Below are 24,880 nucleotides of genomic sequence, written 5' to 3'. Positions count from 1 at the left end.
CTTTCTTTAATAACATAATATGATAATTTTCCACCATAACTAATTTATTTTAGCATTTTTCCGGCACTCTTGCAACCTTTGGCTACTTTTCTTCTTTTAAAAGCCTGTCTATCTTTGTCATGACTACAGGCACTTCACCCACGGAATGAACGGCACACATGACCGTATCGTCTCCTGCTATTGTTCCAACAACACCGGGCACTTCCAAATTGTCTATTGCCGCCGCTATCGCCATTGCCATGCCTGAAATTGTTTTTATAACAAGTATGTTTTCAGCCTGATCCATCCACAAAAAACCGTCTTGCAATACCCTTACATACTTATTGTAAAGATTTGTCTCTTTCTCCTGAAGAAGTGTGTATTTCTGGTGAACACCGTCAACAGACACCTTTGTAAGTTTTAACTCCCTTATGTCTCTTGAAATCGTCGCCTGCGTCACTGTAAAGCCCTCCTGTTCAAGCCTTTCTCCCAGTTCCTCCTGCGTTTCTATCTGATATTTGCCTATCAATTCTATTATCTTTGATCTTCTTTCAAGCTTCATATTCTCCCCCCTGATATTTTTTAGGATTAACCCTGTAAAAAACCAAACTGATTATTACAATTCACCGTTTAACTTTTCTCTCATCCTCTCGTAGAAGCCTATATCTGATAATTTTATCAGCTTCGTTGTCGCATGAGGAACTTCGAGTACAAGCCTGTCACCTGTTGAAAGTTCTCCTATCGTTCTCCCGTCAGCAGTTACCATTGCAAGGTCGACACCTACATCCTTTGTCTGACCTATCTCTAATGTTATATTTTCCGCAGCATCGACAACAAGACTTCTTTTATTTAGGGAATGTGCACATATCGGAGTTACGACCATCGCCTTTAAATTCGGTACCATAACAGGTCCTCCTGCCGAAAGATTGTAGCCTGTCGAACCTGTCGGTGTCGATATTATAAGACCATCTGCACGGTACACATCTGCAAGCTCATTTTCAAGATAAACTTTTACCGTTATAAGCCTGCCGCTGCCCCTTTTGCTTACCACTATATCATTTAACGCATAACATGACGAACGGCTGTCCGGCTGTTTAAAGTATGATATTTCCTTTAGCATCATCCGTGACTCTATCGTATAATCACCCTCAATAAGCTTGTCAAGTGCATCAAATACATCTTTATACTCAACCTCTGTGAGGAAACCGAGATTTCCGGTGTTTACTCCTATTATAGGAAGCTCCGTATGCACAAGGTCTATCGCCGCCTGTATCATCGTTCCGTCACCACCGAGTACAATAGCACATTCCGTCTTGTCGTCTATATGTCTTATATCAGTAAAATGTCTTATTCCTGCCGACTGTGTCAGCTTGTTTTCAAGTATCGTGCATACGCAGGCTTTATTTTCAAGATATTTTTTTATCTCAGATGCCTTCTCATAATTATCCTTTTTATCACTGTTAGTTATAATACAAAAAAATGTCATTTTTTTGCTCATTAGAGACTCTCCTTTGCAGTCGTCATACTTTTTATAAATTTATATATCTAATTTCAGATGTGCCTGCTCTACCGTTTCCTGTGCAAGCTTCTCATATTTTTCACTAAATATTTCCTCTGCCTTGCTTTTTTCTTCCTCGGTAATATCACATACAGTGTCAGTTCTGTTCGTATCCTTTTCTATGTAGAGAAGATATTCTATATTTCCCTCAGGTCCTTTTATAGGTGAAAAGTTAAGTTCAAGTACCTTAAAGCCTATTGCCATAGCGTATATCATGACATTTTGTACTACTTCAAGATGTACTTTTTTATCTCTCACCACACCTTTTTTTCCAACCTTATCCTTTCCGGCTTCAAACTGAGGTTTGATAAGACATACTACTCTGCCGTTATCCGCCAGCAGATTTCTCACCGGAACAAGAACTTTTGTCAGCGAGATAAAAGCTACATCTATTGAAGAAAATCCTATATTATCAGGCACATCCTCATGTGTTACATATCTGATGTTAGTCTTTTCCATTGACACTACTCTCTCGTCCTGCCTCAATTTCCACGCAAGCTGGTTTGTTCCAACATCTATCGCATACACTTTTGCGGCTCCGTTCTGAAGCATACAGTCTGTAAAACCGCCTGTCGATGAACCTACATCCATGCATACCCTGTCTGCAAGCGGCACCTGCCAAAGTTCCATTGCTTTTTCCAATTTGTAACCGCCCCTGCTGACATATTTCATCGGAGTTCCTTTTACTTCAATCTCCACATTCTCATCAAATGTACTTCCTGCCTTATCTTCCCTCTGTTCTTTTACAAACACATTTCCTGTCATTATTATCGCTTTCGCCTTTTCTCTCGATTCCGCAAAACCTCTCTTTACGAGAAGTACATCAAGTCTTTCTTTTTTCTTATGCTCTTTCATGCTGCCTCCAATTAATCATTTACCATTCAAACCTGCTGTATAAATAGTGTGTTGCATCATTGATACAATGCACCTGTAAAATCCATTATTTTTTCTGCTATACCCTCTGCATCTATCTTATATTTCTTCTTTAACATTTCAACACTTCCGTGCTCGATAAATTTATCCGGCAGTGCTATATTTCTTATAAATGGCATCTGCGGTGCATTTTCCTGATACCAATGAGAAACACTCTCTCCAAAGCCGCCTGTGAGGATTCCCTCCTCCATCGTTATTATATAGCGGTGGTTTCTGCCTATATCAGAAAGCATTTCTTCATCAAGTGGTTTTACAAATCTTGCATTTACTATAGTCACATCAATGCCATGCTGCAAAAGTATTTTTCTAACTTTTACAGCAGTTTCTACCATACTTCCGACAGCAAGCAGTGCAATATCAACACCGTCAGTTATTTTTTCACTCTTTCCGTACTCTATTTTTGTGTCATATTCCTTAAGTCCCGTATATGCCTTCCCTCTTGGATACCTTATTGCTATCGGACCGTCAAACCCTGCCGCAAATTCAAGCATTTTTTCTAATTCCAAAACATTTTTAGGTGCCATAACCGTCATATTGGGCATACTGTTAAAATATGATATGTCAAACATTCCCTGATGTGTCTCGCCATCACTTCCGACAAGCCCTGCCCTGTCAACTGCAAATATTACCGGAAGTCTGCCAATACAGACATCATGGAGAATCTGGTCATATGCCCTCTGGAAAAATGTCGAATATATTGCGACAACCGGTTTCATGCCTTTTGAAGCCATGCCTGCCGCAAAAGTAACAGCGTGCTCCTCCGCTATTCCGACATCAAAAAATCTGTCGGGAAATCTTTCTGCCATACGGTTTAGTCCTGTTCCTGACGGCATTGCCGCAGATATTGCAACTATTTTTTCATCTTTATCAGCAAGTTCAACCAGCTTTCTGCTGAACACATAAGTATATGTCAAATATTTTTCTTTATTTTTAAGTGTTCCGTCACTCGGCTTAAAAGGTGCAATTCCATGAAAGGCTGACGGATCTTCCTCAGCCGGAAGATACCCCTTTCCCTTTTTGGTACAGACATGAACTATCACGGCTTTTTGCATTTTTGAGGCACTTTCAAATGCACTTACCATCTGTTTTACATCGTGCCCGTCTATAGGTCCGATATATGTTATCCCCATATCTTCAAACAGCATACCCGGAACAAAAAGTCTTTTGACTGCATCCTTTGCACCCTTGATACTGTCAGCAAGTGCATTTCCTATATGTGATTTTCTCAACTTTGTCTCAACATCCTCTTTAAACTCCGTATAATTGGTGCTTGTCCTGATATTTCCCAGATATTTTGACATTCCACCTACATTTTTAGATATAGACATCTGATTGTCATTGAGAACGATAACCAGATTGGATTTCAATCTCGCCGCATTGTTGAGTGCCTCAAATGCCATTCCTCCCGACAATGCTCCGTCACCTATAACAGCAAATACATTATTTTTTTCTTTTTTAAGTTCCCTTGCTTTTGCCATTCCTATTGCGAGACTTATAGATGTTGAACTGTGTCCCGTATCAAATGCGTCACAATTACTTTCACTTCTCTTTGGAAATCCACTCATTCCTCCAAACTGTCTGAGTGTGTCAAACCCCTCTTTTCTGCCTGTAAGAAGTTTGTGCGTATAACTCTGATGCCCTACATCCCACACCAGACTATCATTTGGAAAATCAAGACATAAGTGAAGTGCCATTGTAAGCTCGACTGCACCGAGATTTGACGCAAGATGACCGCCTGTCATGCTTATCTTGTGAACTAAAAACTGCCTTATCTCTTTTGCGAGCAGCCTGTACTCTCTAGGGTCAATCTTTTTTATATCATTCGGCTCGTTTATCTGATTTAATAATCGTCCCACTTTACTCTCCATTCTACTGCTTCTCTTTTTATAAACAGTAATCTATTTTCTTCTGTTTATCAGCTTTTCTGTCAAAGTATATAAAAACTCATTTTTTACTTCTAATGTATCAAATATCGAAAGTGCCTTTTCAGAATATTGTTTTACATCACTGTGAGCCTTTTCGATACCATAAAGCGATACATATGTAATCTTGTCATTTTTTTCGTCACTGTGCACCGGCTTTCCAAGCTCTGAGGTTGTGCTTGTAACATCGAGTATATCATCCTGTATCTGAAATGCCATTCCTATGTTTAGTCCGGCTTTTTCCATAAGCTCTATGTCTTTGTCATCTGCTCCGGCAAGTGCCGCGCCAACCATAAGTGATGCTTCTAAAAGTGCACCCGTTTTTAATCTGAAAATAAAATCAAGCTGATCTTTATCAGGCTTTTTCCCCGTCAGTTCAACATCGACAACCTGTCCTCCGACCATTCCCGTTATTCCAGCCTTTTTTGCCAGTATCTCCAAAGCCTTAACGGCACTGACCTTATCCCTGGCAGCCATAACACCTTTAACAGCCGTTTCATAAGCATAATTTAACAAAGCATCACCGGCAAGTATTCCCATATCCTCACCGAACACTATATGGGTTGTCTTTCTTCCTCTCCTGTACTCATCATTGTCCATAGCCGGCAGGTCATCATGCACCAGCGAATATGTATGAATCATCTCTATCGCAGCCATAAACGGTTCAATAACTTTTTCGTCCTTACCGCCAAACATTATATATGACTGGTGCATCATCATCGGACGAAGTCTCTTTCCCCCCGCCATAACACTGTACTCCATTGCATCATATATAGTTTTCTGATATGACGGTGTTTTAGGAAGATAATTTTTTAAAACCTCTTCTATATATGAAATAATTTTTTCCTGCTCTTTCTTAAAACTATCCTGTTCCATTAACTCCATCTTCTAGTCCCCCTATTCATCATCAGTTTCAACAACCGTCAGTTTCTTTTCAACTTTATCTATCGTCTCATTACATTTTTTAATGAGTTTCATTCCATCTTCATATTTTTTAAATGAATCCTCAAGCGAAAGTTCTCCACTCTGTAATTCAAGTATAATATCATCCAGACTTTCAAAACATTCCTCTAATGACATTTTCTTTGCCGCCATATCTGACCTCCAAATCTCACGCTTTTTCTTTCGACGAGATAACAGCCTTTGCATATCCGTCTTTAAATGCAAGGTTTATCCGTTCGCCCTTATCTATATCATCTACTGAATTTATATTTTTTCCGTTTTCATCCGACACATACGCATAACCGCCCTGCAGCTTATAAAGAGGTGAAAGACCTTTCATTTCCTGTACATACAGTTCTAACTGATGTCTTGACGATATAAGTTTCTGCTTCATAAGTCCCTCTATTTTTTCCTGCATATCAGTAAGATACATTCTGCGCTCATTTATAAGATTTTGCGGACTTTCATGTGAAAGCATCGTCATATACCGGGCAAGTTTTAATTTTTTTATCTTTAATATATTTGCCATCTGCCAATTCAAAGAATATTCTGCTTCTCTTAAGGCAATGACCGTCTCACGATACGAATACACTGCAAGCTCTGCTGCCGCAGACGGTGTCGGTGCACGAAGATCTGCCGCATAATCAGCTATCGTCGTGTCTGTCTCATGCCCTACCGCACTTATCACCGGCTTTTTGCAAGCTGCTATAACTCTTGCAAGCTGCTCATCATTAAATGCCTGTAGGTCCTCTATTGAACCGCCGCCTCGTCCTATTATTATCGTATCAACATCCGTTTTTTCAAAATATCTTATCCCTTTTATAATAGTATCTGCTGCCCCTGTTCCCTGAACTTTGGCGGGATATAAGATTATCTGCACATACGGATTTCTCCTCTTTGAGACATTGCATATATCCTGTATGACTGCCCCTGTTCCCGCCGTGACAACACCTATCTTTTTTGCATAAGACGGTATCTTTCGTTTTCTTGTATCATCAAAAAGCCCCTCCGCTAAGAGACGCTTTTTCAACTTCTCATATTCTTCATACAGCTTTCCTGCTCCCTCTTTTGTTATGCTCCTTGCATAGAGCTGGTATTTTCCGTCTCTCTCGTAAACACCGATATTGCCGTCCACAACAATACTCTGCCCTTCCTCAAGGGTAAACAAAAGATGTTTCCTCATGGATGCGAACATTACGCATGAAAGCTGCGATGCCCTGTCCTTTATAGTAAAATAAATATGTCCCGATGAATGATATTTACAATTTGACACTTCACCTTTCACTGAAATATTATTTAACATATAATCTCTTATAAACATATTTTTTATATACATATTTACCTGAGATACCGAACTTACCTGTCCCATCTTAAAACCTTTCTTATTCTACAAAAAGGGCAACATCAGTATGCTGCCCTTATAAAGAAATTTAAGCTACTCTGACACTTCTTTTACAACAGATGCAAGTATTCCGTTGATAAAACCAGATGCCTTGTCTGCTCCATATGCTTTTGCAAGCTCTACCGCCTCGTTGATCGCAACCTTGTTTGGAACATCCTCAACATAAAGCAGTTCATAAACTCCGAGTCTGAGTATCGTAAGCTCAGATTTTGCAATCCTGTTTATCGTCCATCCGTTTGCTTTTTCCTCTATCTTTGCGTCAATATCCTCTAAATTTTCAACAAGTTCATTGAATTTATCCCTGAGTTCTCTTTTATCTTTTTCATCTGCCATTTCTAAATCTTCAAGATAAATCTCAATCTGCGTCCTAAGTGACTCCTTATCATGAAATTCAACCTGAAAAAGCATCTTATACAAATTTTCTCTTATCTGTCTTCTAGTCATATATAACTCCTTAATTTTATGCGTCAAGATTTACGCCGGCTACTCTGACATTTACGCCTGACACTTTAAGTCCGGTCATAGTCTCTATCTGCTGGCTTACTCTGCTCTGTACCTGTTTTGAAATTTTTGGAATACTATAACCGTATTTTACGATTATCATCATATCTACATGAACACGACCCTCATTCATGAGCACACGAACACCTTTTGTATTTTTAACGCCAAATTTATTCATGCCCGCCATAGAATTTACACCCTCGACCTCGGTAGCCGCAAGTGCTGCTATAACAGACACAACATCAGAAGCAATCTTTACTTCACCTATATCTTTTTTTTCCATAATGATGTCTTCTGTCATCTGTTCTTTTGCCATAATGTTTACCTCCTTCACTATACAAAACAGTGCATTATAAATTGCTGCTCACGATTTTCCCGCAAACAGCAACCGTTATGGTACTATTATAGCAAAATCACAGACTTTTGCAATATTATTTGACATTTACAGGTGTAATTACTATTTTATCAGCCGTAATGCCTGTTTTTCTTTTAACTATATCCTCTATCTGGGCTATCTGTTTATTTGTAAGCCCCTCTGAACTAACAATAACATCTGCATTCCCACTGCTTATGCTCACCATTGCATTTTCAAATCCTTTAGCCTGCAGCATAAGCTCTGCGGCATTTTCTTTTTCTGAAATCTTAGTCATGGCTGCCACCTGTTTAATTGCACTCTTTTTGTCAGCAGATGCAATCTTATCATCATTTATTATGTTCATAAGTGTCTCTTTATTTTTGGCTCTGGTCTGCTCCCTGTTAAGCTTTGACGATGCAAAATAATCAGAACCTATGTTATTTGAAACCATAACGGCCTCCCCCGGATTTTCCTCAGATGCCTGAACCTCGCCGCTGTCTGCCAATTCATAACCATCCTCTGAAGAAGCATCATCCTTTGACGATGCACTTTTCTCTTCCTTTGCATCAGAATCCGATGCCTGTTCATCCTCCGCCGAAATATCAACTGTCGTATCCTTAACCGTCTCCGGAACCACAGTTGTCTTAGCCGAAATACCATTCGTTGTAATCTTCTGCCCCGTAAAATTCAAATAACCTGCTGCAATTATCATCAAAGCCAGTGCCGTGATGACTATTCCGTTTTTACGACTTGATTTACTCATAATATAATCCCCATTTCTGCACACATATATAATATATATCAAGTTTGTGTCAAGTGTGCACAGACACAAATCTTGCGTGTGAAAAATCTTGCATATATGGATTTTTCACGCTGTCATTCTTGTTATTTTGATTTTATGTGACTCAATGTCAAATAATGCCCCTATCATCTCAATTATCTCACTGTCTTTTTTCCCGCCGTCCGCACCCTCGCACACGACAGCAACTCCTGCTATCTTAGGTGCGGTGACACTGACAACATATGGGTTTTCATCACCATTATTTTTTATTAGCACGCTCTCACTTTTTTTGCTGACCGAGTCTGTGTCTTTTCCCTTGTTTTCTCCTGTCTCCGTATCTTTAAGTGCAACCTTTTCCTCAGATGAAGCAAGCGTTACCATCACTTTCACCTCTCCCACCCCGTCCATACTCTCAAGCATCGTCTTTAACTTAATTTCCTGTTGTTTTGCATATTTGTTCATAATATCAAGTGCGTCATCTTCACTAAGTATATTTTCATTTTCCGTATTTTTTCCACTGTCACTCTCCTTTACCACACTGCCGCCGTCATACAGACTCCCGGCAAGTATCACAACACCACATATTATGATAATAACTATTCTGCCTATGCCAAAATCATGCATAAGACTTCCTTTTATTTTTTCTCCTGATAAATTTTTAAGCTTATCCTTTATATTTATTTCCAAATCTTCACCTTCCCCCCGTCAAGCATGTAACTGTCACATATATCATTTTTTAGCCTTTTCTCGTTCTTATCAAGTTTATCCCTGCTCCCTGATATATCTGAATATGCTGCCACTGCACCATCTTTCATGCTGACATTTACCATGACTATTTCAAGCTCCTCGTCAGACATTTTTGTCTCAACATCAACGCTTTTGCAGTCAACGCCGTCTTTTTGTGCCATCTTTTTTATCTGCCCCTCAATCTTTGACTCACACTGTCTTACAAGCACATCCCTCATCTTTCCGTCGGCTGTTTTTATACTGCCTATCGAATCCTTTATTTCTAAGCTATATATGTTTTTTTGCAATATATCGTAATAATCATTATCGCTGCTCAAAAAATCTATAAAAGGCGTTATTACTATCAATATCATTATGAGTCCACAGAAAAATTGAAAATACTGTTTATATTCATCCTTGATAATAAGTCCTTTTAAGACAGAAGTTATGATAGTAAAAACCAAAACATTACAAATAATTTTTTCCATATTCATTTGGCATCCCCATTTCATACTAATTCACATTCCTAACACACTTTTTTCATATTAACTTTGTGTCAATATGTACAGACATAAATCTTGTGTATTAATTTGTCATTGTACTTATGACTGCTATTGATATTGCAAAAAACATCGCCGCAAGTCCCACGGCATATGCCAGAAGTTTTATTGCATCAGAGGTCATCGAAAGACATTTGATTATCCGCTTGTCTGACACAGGCTGCAACACAGCCGAAAGCCCCTTATATGCAAACTCCGATACCCACAGCCTGATTAGCGGCATTGCACATATGATAATAAGCACAACTATCCCAGCCACACCGACTGCATTTTTTACAAGACTTCCTGCCAGAAGCACCGAACTCGCCGCACTGCTTATCGTATTGCCTATTCCCGGCACCATGCTGCCAACCTTTACCAGTGCGGAATTTTTTGCCTCTGCTGCCAGCGGTGCAATCATTCCCTGCACGACATTTACCCCCATTAACACGACTGACATCGTTTTCATAGAAAAACTCAATATATCTTTTACAAACTCTGCCATCTTTGAAAACATTTCCTCCTCTGACAACTGGTCTGCTATCCGAAGCCAGAAATATATCTTTACACCCGGCAGCACAAACTTCAACAATATAAAATCAGCAACCGTCAGCATAAGAAGTGTTATCTGGTAATAACCGGTCCCAAGTCCCGCCCCTTTTGTAAATGACAGACAGGTAAAATATGTAGGGGCAAGAACTTTCATAAAATCAAATATCTTTGTAAGCGTCTCCTCGGCTATTGTACTTGTCCGCATAAAAGAAACCGAAAGTACAGAAAAAAACAAAACATATATTGTATAAAATCCCATCTGTGCCACTCGCTTTCCCTGAAGCAGCTTTGAAAAGTTTGTTATCACGGCACCCGACAAAGCTATGAGTATTATATTTGTGTATAAACTCTTTTCATCATTAAGATTTGATACTATACCATCTGCTATCTGTTTTAATATGTTATTGAAATCTATGCCCTTTCCCGAATTTATTGTCTTTCCGACAAAATCCCCAAAATCAAAGGACTGGTTTTCAAGCAGCTTATCCATCGTACTCTGTATATCCCCTGACGATATTTCGTCCATAATGCCATTATATAATTCTTCAGCATCGACGCTCTCCACACCTTTTCCTCCTTTAGACCGTTTATTTAACACTACCATAGAAGTTCTCCACTTCTATTGCGTAGAGTAATACATAGATACAGAATCTTTATTTTCCCATAATACTGCTTATCGTCTCAAACAATGTTGTGATTATCGGCATACTAACTGCAAGTATCATTATCTTTCCGAAAAATTCAAGCTGATTTCCTATCGCACTGTACCCTGAATCACGGCAGAGTGATGCTCCAAACTCTGCAATATATGTAATCGAGATAATCTTAAATAATATACCGAGATATACTGACTGTTCTCCCATATATTTATTTATCTTTGTTATCACCCTGATTATCTCAGCAATCTTCGATACCGCACAGCCGAGTATAAGCATACACCCGCTTATAATTATCAATGTTGAAAACTCAGGTTTACTTTCTTTTAAAGGCAGTGCGAGAAAAACCGCCATCACACCTATTATCGCTATTTTAAGCATATTTTCTCATCTTCCCTATCTTATTTTGTCAATTTTTTGATGCACTTTCTTTTTTTATTTTGACTGCTTTTTGATACATTAAATATTTTCCAAGTCAGCCATTTTACCCTATTGAAAACAATTTTTCCACTGTTTCAAACAACTGCTCTATATACGGAACTATCCATAAAAATACAAGTATAAGTCCTGCAAGACTCACCAAAAAAGCCTGTTCATCCCTGCCCGAATGTTTTAGAACGGTTCCAAGCACCGATACAAGTATTCCGACCGCTGCAATTCTAAAAATTAAATTTATAGTCATTTATCTCCCCTTTTAAAAAAGACATATTCCCGCCATCAGGCCTGATATAAGTCCCATAAAAATACATACTTTTTTCTGCTCTCTCATTTTTTGTCTTGCATCTGAAATATTGCCCTCTATTCTTTTTTCGTACATCTTTATCTCATTTATCTGTGAGTATATGTCAAGTGTTCCAAAACTCTCCCCAAAACGATATATTATATTTTTATCCTCAGCACTCAAAAGTTCCCAGTATTTGTACCCATCAAGATACTCTTTCCAAAATGTCCCTATAAGCCCCTCATTCTTATATTTAGTCTGCTTTGACATCTCACCCCAGAATTTTTTTCCATATACACTCATATTTTCAATGCGGCTGCATATCTGCGACATACTTTCCGCTGAATAATTTATCTCCCCGGCTATCTCAATAAATATGGTCTGCCACTCCTCCAAAACCCTGACACGCAGCATATACCTCTCCCATGCATAAATGCCTGCCATAACACCTCCTGCTGCCAGCATTAGAAATCCTGCCAGTTTTACCGTTAATATATAACATTCCCCCTGTCATCAAATATTGCAGCTATCTGTCCCATCTTTCCTCTTTTCAGGACAATATAACGCTTAAATCTCCGTTTTCTCACAAGTTCACCTATCACCGGCTTGTTTATCACCTCATCCATATCAAGACCATGAACGGTCGCTATAACATTTATCCCACAGTTCATCACATACTCTATCGCCGCCGCATCATCCTTTGAGCCAATCTCATCGACCGCCACTATCTCTGGTGCCATAGAGCGTACCATCATCATCATGCCCTGCGATTTTGGGCAGCCATCGAGCACATCCGTACGGCAGCCTATGTTATTTTGCGGACATCCTAAATGACAGGCACCTATTTCTGAACGCTCATCCACTATTCCTACCGTCATCCCCCTGTCAATCTCACTTCCATCAGCCGCTATACGCACAATGTCTCTCAAAAGAGTCGTCTTTCCGCATCTCGGCGGTGAGATTATAAGCGTGTTAAAAAATTCACTCTCATCCCTAAGATACCTCATCACACCTCTTGCACAGCCTATTACTTCATGGGACACTCTTATATTTATAAAAGAAATATAGCTTATATTTCTTATCTTTCCGCTGTCCCATATAATCTTGCCTGCTACTCCTACCCTGTGACCGCCCTCAACAGTGATAAAACCCTGTCGTATCTCCTCCTCAAAAGCATATCTTGAATAATTGCTTATATAGACCATTGCTTCTTTTATCTGTGCACAACTCACCCTGTAGCCGTTTTTTCTCTCTTTTGTCATCTCACCTCTGCACGAAATAAAATATTCCATGGAGTCGTACAATATCATAATTGGCATATTCACACGCAGCCTTATCTCCTGCAATTTTGAAAACTCAATATCACAAAACTTAAAAAGTTTTCTTATGTCAAGCGGCAGAAGTTTTATTATCTCATCTTTCTTTTTGTCCACCGTATCACCTCCATATCTGACATAAAACAAAAATACATCCCCCTAGTGTAGTGACATGTTGCTATTACACTAGAACTGTACAAAAAACTACTGCCAGTCATATTGCGTTTGTATGAACAATAACCGGCAACTCATCTACATCTTGTCTGTATAGTTACATTTATATGTCCGTCCCTCTTAAATATGTTATTCACTCTCAATTATGTTAAATTTAATATTGCCATTCACACTTAAATGTCTAAATTTTCCAATATTTAATCACCTGATGTAACAGTTCACCTGATTGCTAAACATCAACAAGTTTATTGCTTATATTTATTAAATGCTGTATTATAATGATGCTGAAGTTTTTTACGCCCTTCTCTTTAGTGCCAGATATATAAACTGCCGCCATATATTTACAGATGTAAAAAACTAAATTTGATTTACAGCAAAAATATTATCATCCAAAGACTTGAAAGTGAGGTTACAAAATGGAATACGGATTAATTGGAGAAAAACTCGGACACAGCTATTCAAAAGAAATTCATGAAAGTCTCGCTGACTATACATATGAAATACATCCGGTCAGCAAAGAAGATTTTAATGATTTTATGAGTAAACATGAATTTAAGTCGATAAATGTCACTATCCCTTACAAAAAGGATGTAATTCCTTATCTTGATGAACTTGATGAAAATGCGAAAGCAATCGGAGCAGTAAATACTATAGTAAATAAAAACGGAAAACTTTACGGACACAATACTGATTTCTCAGGGTTTATGTATATGCTCAAAAAGCATAATATCAAGATAGATGGTAAAAAATGTGTCGTACTCGGTGACGGCGGTGCATCAAAGGCTGTTGTAGCAGTCCTAAAAAAAATGGGAGCAAAAGAGGTTATCATCGTCGATATTATAAAGACAGATTCAGCAATTACTTACGATGAATGTTTTGCAAAACACACAGATGCAGAATTTATAGCAAATACAAGCCCTGTAGGTATGTTCCCTAAATGTGACGCTTCACCTGTTGACCTTACAAAATTTCCTAAATGCGAAGCAGTTGCAGATGTTATCTACAATCCGCTTGAAACCAAACTTGTTGCACAGGCAAAAGAACTCGGAATGACAGGTGTAAACGGTCTTGAAATGCTCGTCGCACAGGCACTTTACGCCGTAGAATTTTTCCTTGAGAAAAAACTTGATGAGGCTGAGATAGATAAGGTTTACAAAAAAATATATACAGATAAACTTGCAGAACAGGAAAAATAATTTCTGCTTTTATATCGACATAACAAAACCCAACAGCAATGCCTTTTAACATTACTGTCGGGTTTTCTATATTTTATCAACATATGCTATAGATTATATTTATCTTATTTTGCATATCCATTCGGATGATTTTTATGCCACTTCCATGCTGTTGCAATTATCTCTTCTAGGTCTGCGTGTTCAGGTTTCCAACCAAGTATGCTCTTTGCTTTTTCGCTCGATGCGATAAGTTTTGCCGGATCTCCTCCACGGCGTGGTGAAATAACTGCCGGAATAGGATGTCCCGTCACTTTTCTTGCTGTCTCTATTACTTCTTTTACAGTAAATCCTACACCGTTACCGAGGTTAAAAACATCACTCTTTCCTCCGTCCATAAGATATTTAACAGCAAGTATATGTGCCTGTGCAAGATCTGTTACATAAATATAATCTCTCACGCATGTACCGTCTTTTGTATCATAATCATCACCGAAAATGCTTATTGATTCTCTCTGTCCGTTAGGTACCTGAAGAATAAGCGGAATAAGATGTGTCTCAGGATTATGAGCTTCTCCTATTTCGCCGCTGACATGAGCTCCACAGGCATTAAAATATCTGAGTGCAACATAATGAACACCATGTGCAACATCTGTCCACTTCATCATTTTTTCCATAGAAAGTTTTGTCTCTCCATATGGATTTGTAGGCTCTGTCTTGTCCGACTCAAGAATAGGAATACTCTCAGGCTCTCCATAAGTTGCTGCCGTTGAAGAAAATACGATTTTCTTAACATCATGTTCTACCATACTCTGAAGAAGCACCTTTGTACCATAAAGGTTATTGTCATAATACTTCAACGGATTTGTCATACTCTCACCTACAAGTGAGTTTGCGGCAAAATGAATGACTGCATCTATTTTTTCATTATCAAAAACACTGTCAATAAACTTCTTATCTCTTATGTCTCCCTGATAAAACTTTGCTTTCGGATTTACAGCCTCAATATGTCCCGTCTCCAGGCTGTCAGCTATAACTACTTCTTCCCCTGCATCCACAAGCTCGCTGACTGTATGTGAACCAATATATCCGGCTCCGCCTAATACTAATATTTTCATGAAAACCTCCCTTTCTGCGATATAAACCGCAATGCAACATTTTATAATTCCCTGAGTAATAATTATATTCCAACTGCTTTACTATGTAAAGTTGAAATCCCTTAACATTTTCTTACTGTAACAATTCAGCTATAAAAAATTAACAATGCCAAGCTTATTTATAGAATTATAAATATAACAAGTTAAAGCCTAATCTGTTACTTTTAAAATCTGTCAAGTTCATCCAATAAAACCTGCTCAGATAAAATTTTTACTGACTTCATTCCAAATTTAACGGCTCCCTCAACATTTTCTGCCCTGTCATCAAAGAAAATACTCTCGCTCCTGTCAATCCCGTATTTATCGCATAATGCCTTATAAATATCCTCTGCCGGCTTTGCTTTATGTATCATATAAGAGACCATAAGTCCGTCAATATCATCCATAAAATCAGCATATTCCGTGTGCTTCTTAAACAGTGATTCAGGATAATTCGACAAAATATAGATTTTATATCCTTTTTGTTTTAATTCATGAACCTTTTTCCACACTTTCGGTCTTGGCACCTGCATATATTCACCATGTCTTATAAACCATCTGATAACATCCTCATCACCAGGATATTTTTTGCAGAATATATCAGCAATCTCCTCATCAGACTTTATACCAAGGTCAAAAAGATCCCATGTCCTGTCAGGATCATTAAACATCTGAGTTCCGACTCTTATGGCATTGTCCTCGTCAAGACCATAATCCATAAACATCTCTTTCCATCTGTAATCAAAAAGCACTCCGCCTACATCAAAAATAAGATTTTTAATCATATCCTTATAACCCTTTCTAATATACATCCATTTATTTAATTACAAAACTAATTATCTAATTTCCGATTTTAAAACTACATATCTATACATTTTTTAATCATTTTCTTCTTTATTTATACATTGCCATTTAAAAAAATTATTTAATACTTCAAACATAACAATCTTTATTCTATTTTCTCAATCCTTACACTGCTGTTTACAAGACCATCTTTCCATAACATAACATAAACATTAAATTCCACACTGTCACAGTCATAGACAAACTGTTCTTCTTTATATACAACAGCTTCCATACCGGCTTTTTCCAACTCATTTTTTCTATTAACAGCCTTATCCAGCAATTTTTTATTTCTTTCATCAAGGCTTTTTCCAAAACTTCTGTCTGGATAAACTGCTGCCGCTTCTTCTATGTATTTCATAAGTAGTTGTATTACCTTTTTATGCTCTTTTCGCCTAAAAAGTTTAGCCATTTTTTTTGCATTTTTTATAGTCGGATTTTCTCCATATTGCAAAAGTTTTTCTTCTAATTCAGTGTCCCCTGCTTTTTTAGCAATTTCCATCATAAAATTATTAGCATCTTTAGATAGATGCCATTTATCCTCAAGCGGCACCTGATAGATATCAGGAACACAAGGATAATTGCAATAATTCAGCGGTGGAAACTGCTTTAAAGATGCTATCTTTAATTCATTGTCAGTGCAGGATTCTTTTCCTATATAGCACATCTTATCCCAGACAATAGCCACCTGATACTCAAGCACACGCAGATGTTCATAACCCTTTATCCAAAAATGTCCTATTTTCCCATAATTATAATAATAATTTTCAAGTTCCACATCATCAAAAAAGATTAAAAAATATGACTGTTCCTGCTTAATTATAAGTACATAACCCTCTTCTCTCTTTTCAAGTTCAATATCCGTAAACCCCTCAAATTTATCATTGTATTCACCGGTGTATTTTGCATTTTTAAATACCAAAAAACTTTCAACCGTATCATTCATAAGATAAATAATACGGAAATCTCCCCTGCCATTTTCATCAATAATATTTTTCTCATCAAGCTCAACAGGCTCAAACATTCCCTGCTCAATGAGCATATTTAATTTATCTATATTGGTCAGATTCACCTTATCTTTGCTCCCTCTTTACTTTTTATATAAGTTTTACGCATAAATCTTTTTGCGTATTTGTAACCTACGCGTTACTTATGTGTTACCTTTAGACCCTTTTTAGCACGCCTTTACAGCAACTTGCACAAAGGGCGCAATCCTTGAAAACACGGGGTTTCCATAGAATTACGCCCTTTTAAGAAATAAATTGAATTAAACTCTCTTAAGATATTCTCCTGTACGTGTATCGATACTGATACGGTCTCCTGTCTCTACGAAGAGAGGTACACTCACCTGTGCTCCTGTCTCTACTATGGCAGGCTTAGAAGCACCCTGTGCAGTATCACCCTTAAATCCAGGCTCTGTCTCTGTAATCTCTAACTCTACAAAAAGAGGCGGCTCAATAGCAAATACCTCACCATTGTGCGAAAGCATCTTAACCATCTCATTCTCTTTAACAAATTTAAGAGAATCACCAACCTGATCTGCTGTCATATCAATCTGGTCATATGTTTCTGTATTCATGAAATGATACATATCGTCTGCATATAAATACTGCATTTCCTGACGCTCAATGTGAGCCTGAGGACATTTCTCAGTTGGACGGAAAGTTTTCTCAACAACACCACCATTTTTGATGTTCTTAAGCTTTGTTCTTACGAATGCAGCACCCTTACCAGGTTTTACATGCTGAAACTCGATTACCTGATATACATTGCCTTCAAACTCAATAGTTAAACCATTTCTAAAATCTCCTGCTGATACCATTATCAAAATCCTCCTTAATGTGTGACTTCTGCGTCCCATTGTCTGCATCATAAAATGCGACAAAACTCTTTTACTATTTTATCCTATTTTTCAACTTATTTCAAGTATTTATTTTTCAGAAAATATAACATCTATGCCAATAGCATCGTTTCAAGCCTATTGCCTTAGCAAAACTAATATATAATACAATAACAATTAACTATTCCATTTTGGACATCGAATTCTCTTTTACTCTGGCAAAACTATTATATTAAGTAACAAAGAAAACACATTATGCATATTGATATTATAACCAGTTAGATTGCGAGTATTACCTGATGAACCGCGTTGCTTCTGTTATAAAACTCGATTATGCAAGAAAACAAGGACTTACGGGCAAAAATGTAGGTATTGCAGTTATGGATACTGGTATCAGCCCTCACCCTGATATAGTATATAATGATGGTCCTTTTGTTTCATTTTTTGATACCATAAATCACCAAAACAGACTTTATGACGATAATGGACACGGCACCCATGTCGCAGGCATAATAGCAGGAAATGGCATGATGTCTAATAAATTATATGAAGGCATTGCACCAGACTGTAAACTTCACATAATAAAAATACTTGACAAAAATGGTGAGGGAAACATTAAAAATGTGATGTCAGGAATCAACTGGCTATTAAAGAACAAAGACAAATACAATATACGGATTGTAAATATTTCCGTTGGAAGCGTATCCATAAAAAAATTTGATGAAAATTCTCCTCTTGTAAGGTCGATAAATACACTTTGGGAAGCTGGATTAATTGTCGTAACGGCTGCTGGAAACAATGGTCCGGCTGATTATACCATAGGTGCTCCCGGAAACAGCAGAAAAATAATCACCGTAGGGACATCTGACACTGTTTTTGGTAGACTTTCGCATGATTTTTCAGGTCGTGGTCCGACATCAAATTGTATAAAAAAGCCTGATATAGTAGCCCCGGGACTTAATATCATAAGTTGTAATAACAAAACAACCCCTGCCCTATACATCCCCAGAAGCGGAACTTCAATGTCAACCCCTATAGTAAGTGGATGTATTGCACTTCTATTAGAAAAATTTCCTTATATGACTAACAAGGATGTAAAACTCCATCTGAAACGAAATGGTATTAATCTCAAACTTCCACACACTAAACAAGGATGGGGCCTAATACGCTGTGATACGCTGTTAAGGTAAAAAGGGCAAAACCAGCGTTTTGCCCTCCAAGAATTGCTTCGCAATTCTCATTGGTGTCACGCTACTTTACGAACTTTTTACTACTATATGTAAAAAAGACTATTGCAAATCGTAAAATCTAATATGCAACAGTCTTTTTACTTTTATTTGTTTTCGTTTTCTTCTTCTGCTTTTTTCGCTAAAATCTCATCAAGTTTCTTAATAAATTCACCTATATCATTCTTAGATAACTGTGCATCTGCTCCAAGCGACTCGCCTTTTTTCCTCATTTCTTCATTTATTAACGATGAGAAGATTATAACAGGAATATCCTTTAAATCAGGATCATTCTTGATAAGTTTAAGCAATCTGTGTCCATCCATCTGAGGCATCTCAATGTCAGTTACAACACATGCAACATTTTCCTTAACGGTTCCTTCTTCTTTATATTTCTGAAGAATCTTCCAAAGCTCCAAACCATTATTTGTAGGAAGAATACGTGTATAACCGGCTTTTGACAAACCATCATAGATAAGTGTACTGAGAAGCTGTGAATCCTCTGCATATATAATAGGCTGATTGTTTTTTCTTCTATCTCCAAGTCCATCAATATCTTTAAGGTTGATACCCACATCTGGTGTGATGTCAGCAACGATTTTCTCAAAGTCAATTAAAATTACAAGTTTATCATCAATATTTATAATACCTGTAGTCACTCCCGTCTTTGCATTATTTATCATGCTGTCAGGCTTTATAATCTGTGACCAGTTTACTCTATGTATTCCGACAACTCCATTTACATGAAATCCTGATAACAGACCATTAAAATTTGTAACAAGAAACATATCCTTTGATGTATCAGTCTCTTCTTTCATACCAAGACATCTCGCCAGATTAATGATTGATATTGTTTCTCCTCTGGTACTAAATGCCCCCTCTACATTTGGATGTGCCTTAGGTACCGGAGTAAGTGGCTGGTATGTCATAATCTCCTTTACTTTAGCAACATTTATACCATAATAATTGCCACCGACCGTAAATTCAAGTATCTCAAGTTCATTAGTACCGCTTTCTAATAATATATTTGTATCCATTATTGCCGACCTCCTCAGCTTTTCTTCTTATTATTGCAAAATGTCTGTATATACAAATATGCAAACTTTAATAATCATATATATTATATATTACATTATTAGCACATATTTGTAAACCGTCACAATCGACATAATAACGGTTAATAATGGATATTAAAATCAAAATGCTTCTATATCATATCCGCCCTTAAATATTTTTCCAGCTTCGAACCTATTACCCCATTTCCGTTTTTTCCATTCACCTTTGTAGTTTATACTATCACATCTTCCATACCACGATTCTATACATACAAAAGGTGCATTTTTCTTTGGTGGTGACCATAAAACAGAAATCGGAGCTGTTCTTACCCTCAAACTTTTGAATCAGCCTCCCATAAAAATTGCTGCTATCATTTTTTCTTATCAAGGACTTATCTTTTTGACATATCCTGTCTTTCGTATTAAAATATTATACAGTCACTAACATGCATAACTAATGTATGATGATCATCAATAAGGGGGAACTAATATTAATGACTACCAAACCATATAATAAAGATAATCTTATCCTGATAGGTATGCCGGGTGCCGGAAAAAGTACAATAGGCATTGTTCTTGCAAAAATTATTGGATATACTTTTATAGACTCGGACATCATTATTCAAAATGAAAAAAATATGCTTTTACACGAACTTATTGACAAATATGGTCTGGATGGTTTCAACTCGATAGAAAATGAAATCAACTCTAAAATAAATACTCACAAAAGCATTATTGCAACAGGCGGAAGTGCTGTTTACGGTAAAGATGCCATGACACATTTAAGCTCAATCGGTACCGTTATTTATCTTAAACTTCCCTACGAGGAAATTGAAGAACGTTTAGGGGATTTGACCAAACGCGGTGTCTCAATAAAAAAAGGACAAACTTTAAAATCGTTGTACAATGAACGCATAGTATTATATGAAAAGTATGCTGATATTATTATTGAGTGTTCTAATAAAAAAATTGGACGAATAGCCGAAGAAATAAAGACACTTTTATTTTAGATAGCATAACTATCTTAGTTAATATAATTATTAAAAAAATTATTCTACAATAAATCCATATAAAATTCTCTACTGAAATTTTATATGGGTTTATTGTAGAGATTTTTTTATTTATTATATATGGTTTATTAAATAATAACGAGCAATATTTACATTATATAATGTTCAAAAGCAGACAACAATATATATAAACATACAACAACTATATCTCCATTCATGTATATAGAACTTATATTGTTTATTCATAAAATAAGAATAATAAAAAAAGAAACCTTACGGTTTCTAAATTACTGATATCTTCAAAACTGTATATTGAATATTTCGACTTCCTTTTGATTGCAAGAAGAATCTTCGTTCTATACTCAGATAAATGACTTTCTGTCATATATTTATCCTCGTTACACTCAAGCACTTGAGCTCCATGTCATTCGTATGCTTCGCATACTTCATGTCATTCCACTCAAATACCGGTCTGACTACAAGTCAAATCTGAAAACAAGTTTTCACTTTGCCTTGTCTGTCATCCCTGTGCTCTCGTTCTGAACTCAATTTATTGAGTTTATTTGGTCAAGCCCTCGACCTATTAGTGACAGTCAGCTACATGTGTTACCACACTTCCACCTCTGCCCTATCTACCTCGTCGTCTTCAAGGGGTCTTACTGGATTACTCCAGGGATATCTTATCTTAAGGGGGGCTTCACGCTTAGATGCCTTCAGCGTTTATCCCTTCCAAACTTGGCTACCCTGCTATGCCATTGGTATGACAACAGGTGAACCAGCGGTTCGTCCAGCCCGGTCCTCTCGTACTAAGGCCAGCTCCTTTCAGATATCCTACGCCCGCGCCGGATAGGGACCGAACTGTCTCACGACGTTCTGAACCCAGCTCGCGTACCGCTTTAATGGGCGAACAGCCCAACCCTTGGGACCTGCTACAGCCCCAGGATGCGATGAGCCGACATCGAGGTGCCAAACCACTCCGTCGATGTGAACTCTTGGGAGTGATAAGCCTGTTATCCCCAGGGTAGCTTTTATCCGTTGAGCGATGGCAATCCCACTTTCATACCACCGGATCACTAAGTCCTACTTTCGTACCTGCTCGACCCGTCGGTCTCGCAGTCAAGCTCCCTTCTGCCTTTGCACTCTTCGAATGGTTTCCGACCATTCTGAGGGAACCTTTGAGCGCCTCCGATACCCTTTCGGAGGCGACCGCCCCAGTCAAACTCCCCGCCTGACGTTGTCCCCCGACCGGCTTACGGCCGCAGGTTAGAAACCCAATACTGCAGGGGCGGTATCCCAACAGCGACTCTGTAGCAACTGACGTCACTACTTCTCAGTCTCCCGCCTATCCTGTACATGCAGTATCGAATCCCAGCATCAAACTAGAGTAAAGCTCCATGGGGTCTTTCCGTCCTGGCGCGGGTAACCAGCATCTTCACTGGTACTTCAATTTCACCGGATGCATTGTCGAGACAGCGCCCAAATCATTACGCCTTTCGTGCGGGTCGGAACTTACCCGACAAGGAATTTCGCTACCTTAGGACCGTTATAGTTACGGCCGCCGTTTACTGGGGCTTAAGTTCGCACCTTCGACCAAAGTCTAAGCACTCCCCTTAACCTTCCAGCACCGGGCAGGCGTCAGCTCATATACTTCACCTTTCGGTTTCGCATAAACCTGTGTTTTTGCTAAACAGTTGCTTGGGCCAATTCTCTGCGACCTGCTTGCGCAGGCACCCCTTCTCCCGAAGTTACGGGGTCATTTTGCCGAATTCCTTAACAATGCTTCTTCCGTCGGCCTTAGGATTCTCTCCTCATCCACCTGTGTCGGTTTACGGTACGGGTTCATAATACACAATAGCGGCTTTTCCTGACAGCTTCTCCACACACTTCGCTACCCTTATGTTCGCTACGCTTCACTCTCTTGCATTATATGAGGGATTTGCCTCTCATACTGCTCCTTAGCTTGCACCGGTCTTTCCATTCCCGGCTTGTGCTTCGCCTCTGTGTCCCCACATTTCTGATATTATGAAGTACAGGAATCTCTACCTGTTATCCATCGACTACGTCTTTCGACCTCGCCTTAGGCCCCGACTTACCCAGAGCAGATCAGCTTTACTCTGGAAACCTTAGATATTCGGCCGATAGGATTCTCACCTATCTCTCGCTACTCATTCCGGCATTCTCTCTTCACTGAAATCCACTGCTCCTTTCGGTACAGCTTCGTCTCTCAGCGAATGCTCCTCTACCAATCATGCAAGCATGATTCCACAGCTTCGGTGTCGTGTTTTAGCCCCGGACATTTTCGGCGCAGGAACTCTCGACTAGTGAGCTGTTACGCACTCTTTGAATGAATGGCTGCTTCTGAGCCAACATCCTAGTTGTCTTCGAATTCCCACATCCTTTTCCACTTAACACGCACTTTGGGACCTTAGCTGGTGGTCTGGGCTGTTTCCCTTTTGACTACCCAACTTATCTCGTGCAGTCTGACTCCATCAGAGCATCTGGCTGGCATTCGGAGTTTGATATTCATTGGTAGGCTTTGACGCCCCCGCAAAAATTCAGTGCTCTACCTCCAGCAGACTCCTGACAGGCTAGTCCTAAAACTATTTCGAGGAGAACCAGCTATCTCCGAGTTCGATTGGAATTTCTCCCCTATCCACACCTCATCGCCACCCTTTTCAACGGATGTGCGTTCGGTCCTCCACCACCTTTTACAGCAGCTTCAACCTGGACATGGATAGATCACCCGGTTTCGGGTCTATGTTATGTGACTTAACCGCCCAGTTAAGACTTGGTTTCCCTTCGGCTCCACACTTTCCGTGCTTAACCTTGCCACACCACATAACTCGCCGGACCGTTCTACAAAAAGTACGCGGTTGCACTCGTAGGGTGCTTCCACAGCTTGTAGACACAGGGTTTCAGGTTCTCTTTCACTCCCCTCCCGGGGTTCTTTTCACCTTTCCTTCACAGTACTATGCGCTATCGGTCACTAAGTAGTATTTAGCCTTGGGGGGTGGTCCCCCCGACTTCCCACAAGGTTTCTCGTGTCTCGTGGTACTCCGGATACTGCCGCTGTCTTCCGCTTTCAAATACGAGGCTTTCACTCTCTCTGGCAGGCTTTCCCAAAACCTTTCTTCTAGCTTCTGACTCACTTATGCAGTCCATGACCCCGGAACGCACGCGCTCCGGTTTAGGCTCTTTCCCTTTCGCTCGCCGCTACTTAGGAAATCGATGTTTCTTTCTCTTCCTCCGGGTACTTAGATGTTTCAGTTCCCCGGGTTCCCCTCCATACGTTATGTATTGGCGTATGGATGACTGAGGTTTGCTCAGCCGGGTTTCCCCATTCAGATATCTGCGGGTCAATGGATATTTGCTCCTCACCGCAGCTTTTCGCAGCTTATCACGTCTTTCTTCGGCTCTTAGTGCCAAGGCATCCACCCTGCGCCCTTATCAGCTTGACCTTCATTGTGCTCTCACACAACTGAACGATTCTGATTCTCATATGGATGATATAGCGTTATCACCATATTTATTAGTTTGCTTT

The 24,880-nt window shown here is 38.8% G+C and carries 26 protein-coding genes and 1 rRNA gene; 3 read left to right on the top strand and 24 right to left on the bottom strand.

The window, feature by feature from the left end:
• Window positions 1–82 precede the first annotated feature (82 nt).
• The 17 genes from argR to spoIIIAA all read right to left on the bottom strand — a co-directional run bounded on the left by argR (window position 83) and on the right by spoIIIAA (window position 13,000).
• Window positions 83–541, bottom strand: a complete 459-nt coding sequence (gene argR, locus DWZ63_RS06425) for an arginine repressor (protein ID WP_022015108.1) — start codon at window positions 539–541, stop codon at window positions 83–85.
• A gap of 54 nt (window positions 542–595) precedes the next feature.
• Window positions 596–1,477, bottom strand: coding sequence for an NAD(+)/NADH kinase (locus DWZ63_RS06420; protein WP_055941159.1), 882 nt, complete (start codon window positions 1,475–1,477; stop codon window positions 596–598).
• A 39-nt stretch (window positions 1,478–1,516) separates the two neighbouring features.
• Window positions 1,517–2,392: a TlyA family RNA methyltransferase gene (locus tag DWZ63_RS06415; protein WP_022015110.1), complete on the bottom strand. Its 876-nt coding sequence runs from the start codon at window positions 2,390–2,392 to the stop codon at window positions 1,517–1,519.
• A 56-nt stretch (window positions 2,393–2,448) separates the two neighbouring features.
• Window positions 2,449–4,338, bottom strand: coding sequence for a 1-deoxy-D-xylulose-5-phosphate synthase (gene dxs / locus DWZ63_RS06410; RefSeq protein WP_118499171.1), 1,890 nt, complete (start codon window positions 4,336–4,338; stop codon window positions 2,449–2,451).
• A gap of 30 nt (window positions 4,339–4,368) precedes the next feature.
• Entirely contained in the window at window positions 4,369–5,268 is a 900-nt protein-coding gene (locus tag DWZ63_RS06405) for a polyprenyl synthetase family protein (RefSeq protein ID WP_118499262.1), read from the bottom strand.
• A 21-nt stretch (window positions 5,269–5,289) separates the two neighbouring features.
• Window positions 5,290–5,487 (bottom strand): exodeoxyribonuclease VII small subunit, encoded by a 198-nt coding sequence (gene xseB / locus DWZ63_RS06400; RefSeq protein ID WP_022015113.1) that lies wholly within the window; start codon window positions 5,485–5,487, stop codon window positions 5,290–5,292.
• Between the two features lie 16 nt (window positions 5,488–5,503).
• Window positions 5,504–6,703: an exodeoxyribonuclease VII large subunit gene (xseA, locus tag DWZ63_RS06395; RefSeq protein ID WP_055941154.1), complete on the bottom strand. Its 1,200-nt coding sequence runs from the start codon at window positions 6,701–6,703 to the stop codon at window positions 5,504–5,506.
• Between the two features lie 66 nt (window positions 6,704–6,769).
• Window positions 6,770–7,180, bottom strand: coding sequence for a transcription antitermination factor NusB (gene nusB, locus DWZ63_RS06390; protein ID WP_022015115.1), 411 nt, complete (start codon window positions 7,178–7,180; stop codon window positions 6,770–6,772).
• Window positions 7,181–7,196: 16 nt separating this feature from the next.
• Window positions 7,197–7,553: an Asp23/Gls24 family envelope stress response protein gene (locus DWZ63_RS06385; RefSeq protein ID WP_022015116.1), complete on the bottom strand. Its 357-nt coding sequence runs from the start codon at window positions 7,551–7,553 to the stop codon at window positions 7,197–7,199.
• 115 nt (window positions 7,554–7,668) lie between these two features.
• Entirely contained in the window at window positions 7,669–8,355 is a 687-nt protein-coding gene (locus tag DWZ63_RS06380; protein ID WP_055941152.1) for a SpoIIIAH-like family protein, read from the bottom strand.
• A 105-nt stretch (window positions 8,356–8,460) separates the two neighbouring features.
• Window positions 8,461–9,060 (bottom strand): hypothetical protein, encoded by a 600-nt coding sequence (locus DWZ63_RS06375; RefSeq protein ID WP_055941150.1) that lies wholly within the window; start codon window positions 9,058–9,060, stop codon window positions 8,461–8,463.
• Window positions 9,051–9,587, bottom strand: a complete 537-nt coding sequence (locus tag DWZ63_RS06370; protein ID WP_182431450.1) for a stage III sporulation protein AF — start codon at window positions 9,585–9,587, stop codon at window positions 9,051–9,053. The genes DWZ63_RS06375 and DWZ63_RS06370 overlap by 10 nt, the downstream gene beginning before the upstream one ends.
• Before the next feature lie 97 nt (window positions 9,588–9,684).
• Window positions 9,685–10,794 carry a stage III sporulation protein AE gene (locus tag DWZ63_RS06365; protein WP_118499169.1) on the bottom strand — a complete coding sequence of 370 codons (1,110 nt, stop codon included), beginning with the start codon at window positions 10,792–10,794 and terminating at the stop codon, window positions 9,685–9,687.
• A gap of 49 nt (window positions 10,795–10,843) precedes the next feature.
• Window positions 10,844–11,227, bottom strand: coding sequence for a SpoIIIAC/SpoIIIAD family protein (locus DWZ63_RS06360; RefSeq protein WP_118499167.1), 384 nt, complete (start codon window positions 11,225–11,227; stop codon window positions 10,844–10,846).
• 103 nt (window positions 11,228–11,330) lie between these two features.
• On the bottom strand, window positions 11,331–11,528 hold the full coding sequence (spoIIIAC, locus tag DWZ63_RS06355) for a stage III sporulation protein AC (protein WP_022015122.1): 198 nt from the start codon (window positions 11,526–11,528) through the stop codon (window positions 11,331–11,333).
• A gap of 12 nt (window positions 11,529–11,540) precedes the next feature.
• The gene (locus DWZ63_RS06350; protein WP_270467372.1) at window positions 11,541–12,047 is read right to left on the bottom strand and encodes a stage III sporulation protein AB; all 507 of its coding nucleotides are present in this window, start codon (window positions 12,045–12,047) and stop codon (window positions 11,541–11,543) included.
• Between the two features lie 8 nt (window positions 12,048–12,055).
• Window positions 12,056–13,000 carry a stage III sporulation protein AA gene (spoIIIAA, locus tag DWZ63_RS06345; RefSeq protein ID WP_022015124.1) on the bottom strand — a complete coding sequence of 315 codons (945 nt, stop codon included), beginning with the start codon at window positions 12,998–13,000 and terminating at the stop codon, window positions 12,056–12,058.
• 473 nt (window positions 13,001–13,473) lie between these two features.
• Here spoIIIAA and DWZ63_RS06340 point away from each other — a divergent pair, with 473 nt between their 5' ends.
• The gene (locus DWZ63_RS06340; protein ID WP_118499166.1) at window positions 13,474–14,253 is read left to right on the top strand and encodes a shikimate dehydrogenase; all 780 of its coding nucleotides are present in this window, start codon (window positions 13,474–13,476) and stop codon (window positions 14,251–14,253) included.
• 104 nt (window positions 14,254–14,357) lie between these two features.
• Here the strand turns inward: DWZ63_RS06340 and galE are convergent, their stop codons facing one another.
• From galE to efp, 4 genes are all read right to left on the bottom strand, one after another.
• The gene (galE, locus tag DWZ63_RS06335) at window positions 14,358–15,347 is read right to left on the bottom strand and encodes a UDP-glucose 4-epimerase GalE (RefSeq protein ID WP_118499164.1); all 990 of its coding nucleotides are present in this window, start codon (window positions 15,345–15,347) and stop codon (window positions 14,358–14,360) included.
• 203 nt (window positions 15,348–15,550) lie between these two features.
• Window positions 15,551–16,150 (bottom strand): HAD family phosphatase, encoded by a 600-nt coding sequence (locus tag DWZ63_RS06330; protein WP_243020504.1) that lies wholly within the window; start codon window positions 16,148–16,150, stop codon window positions 15,551–15,553.
• A 164-nt stretch (window positions 16,151–16,314) separates the two neighbouring features.
• Window positions 16,315–17,280, bottom strand: coding sequence for a DUF3878 family protein (locus DWZ63_RS06325; protein ID WP_118499160.1), 966 nt, complete (start codon window positions 17,278–17,280; stop codon window positions 16,315–16,317).
• Window positions 17,281–17,475: 195 nt separating this feature from the next.
• Window positions 17,476–18,030: an elongation factor P gene (gene efp, locus DWZ63_RS06320; RefSeq protein WP_022015129.1), complete on the bottom strand. Its 555-nt coding sequence runs from the start codon at window positions 18,028–18,030 to the stop codon at window positions 17,476–17,478.
• Window positions 18,031–18,347: 317 nt separating this feature from the next.
• On the opposite strand from efp, the gene DWZ63_RS06315 reads away from it, so the two are divergent.
• The gene (locus DWZ63_RS06315) at window positions 18,348–19,238 is read left to right on the top strand and encodes a S8 family peptidase (protein WP_118499158.1); all 891 of its coding nucleotides are present in this window, start codon (window positions 18,348–18,350) and stop codon (window positions 19,236–19,238) included.
• A gap of 143 nt (window positions 19,239–19,381) precedes the next feature.
• Here DWZ63_RS06315 and DWZ63_RS06310 read toward each other — a convergent pair whose 3' ends face one another.
• Together DWZ63_RS06310 and DWZ63_RS06305 are read right to left on the bottom strand one after the other, a co-directional pair.
• The gene (locus DWZ63_RS06310) at window positions 19,382–20,311 is read right to left on the bottom strand and encodes a chemotaxis protein (protein ID WP_118499156.1); all 930 of its coding nucleotides are present in this window, start codon (window positions 20,309–20,311) and stop codon (window positions 19,382–19,384) included.
• A gap of 159 nt (window positions 20,312–20,470) precedes the next feature.
• Entirely contained in the window at window positions 20,471–20,665 is a 195-nt protein-coding gene (locus tag DWZ63_RS06305) for a hypothetical protein (RefSeq protein WP_055941138.1), read from the bottom strand.
• A gap of 158 nt (window positions 20,666–20,823) precedes the next feature.
• Here DWZ63_RS06305 and DWZ63_RS06300 point away from each other — a divergent pair, with 158 nt between their 5' ends.
• On the top strand, window positions 20,824–21,339 hold the full coding sequence (locus DWZ63_RS06300; RefSeq protein ID WP_118499154.1) for a shikimate kinase: 516 nt from the start codon (window positions 20,824–20,826) through the stop codon (window positions 21,337–21,339).
• Window positions 21,340–21,902: 563 nt separating this feature from the next.
• Here the strand turns inward: DWZ63_RS06300 and DWZ63_RS06295 are convergent.
• A 23S ribosomal RNA gene (locus DWZ63_RS06295) occupies window positions 21,903–24,797 on the bottom strand.
• Window positions 24,798–24,880 lie beyond the last annotated feature (83 nt).

It is taken from the genome of Clostridium sp. AF34-13, assembly GCF_003477845.1.
Taxonomy (GTDB): domain Bacteria; phylum Bacillota; class Clostridia; order Lachnospirales; family Lachnospiraceae; genus Butyribacter; species Butyribacter intestini.
This window is presented reverse-complemented; position numbering and strand designations above follow the sequence as displayed.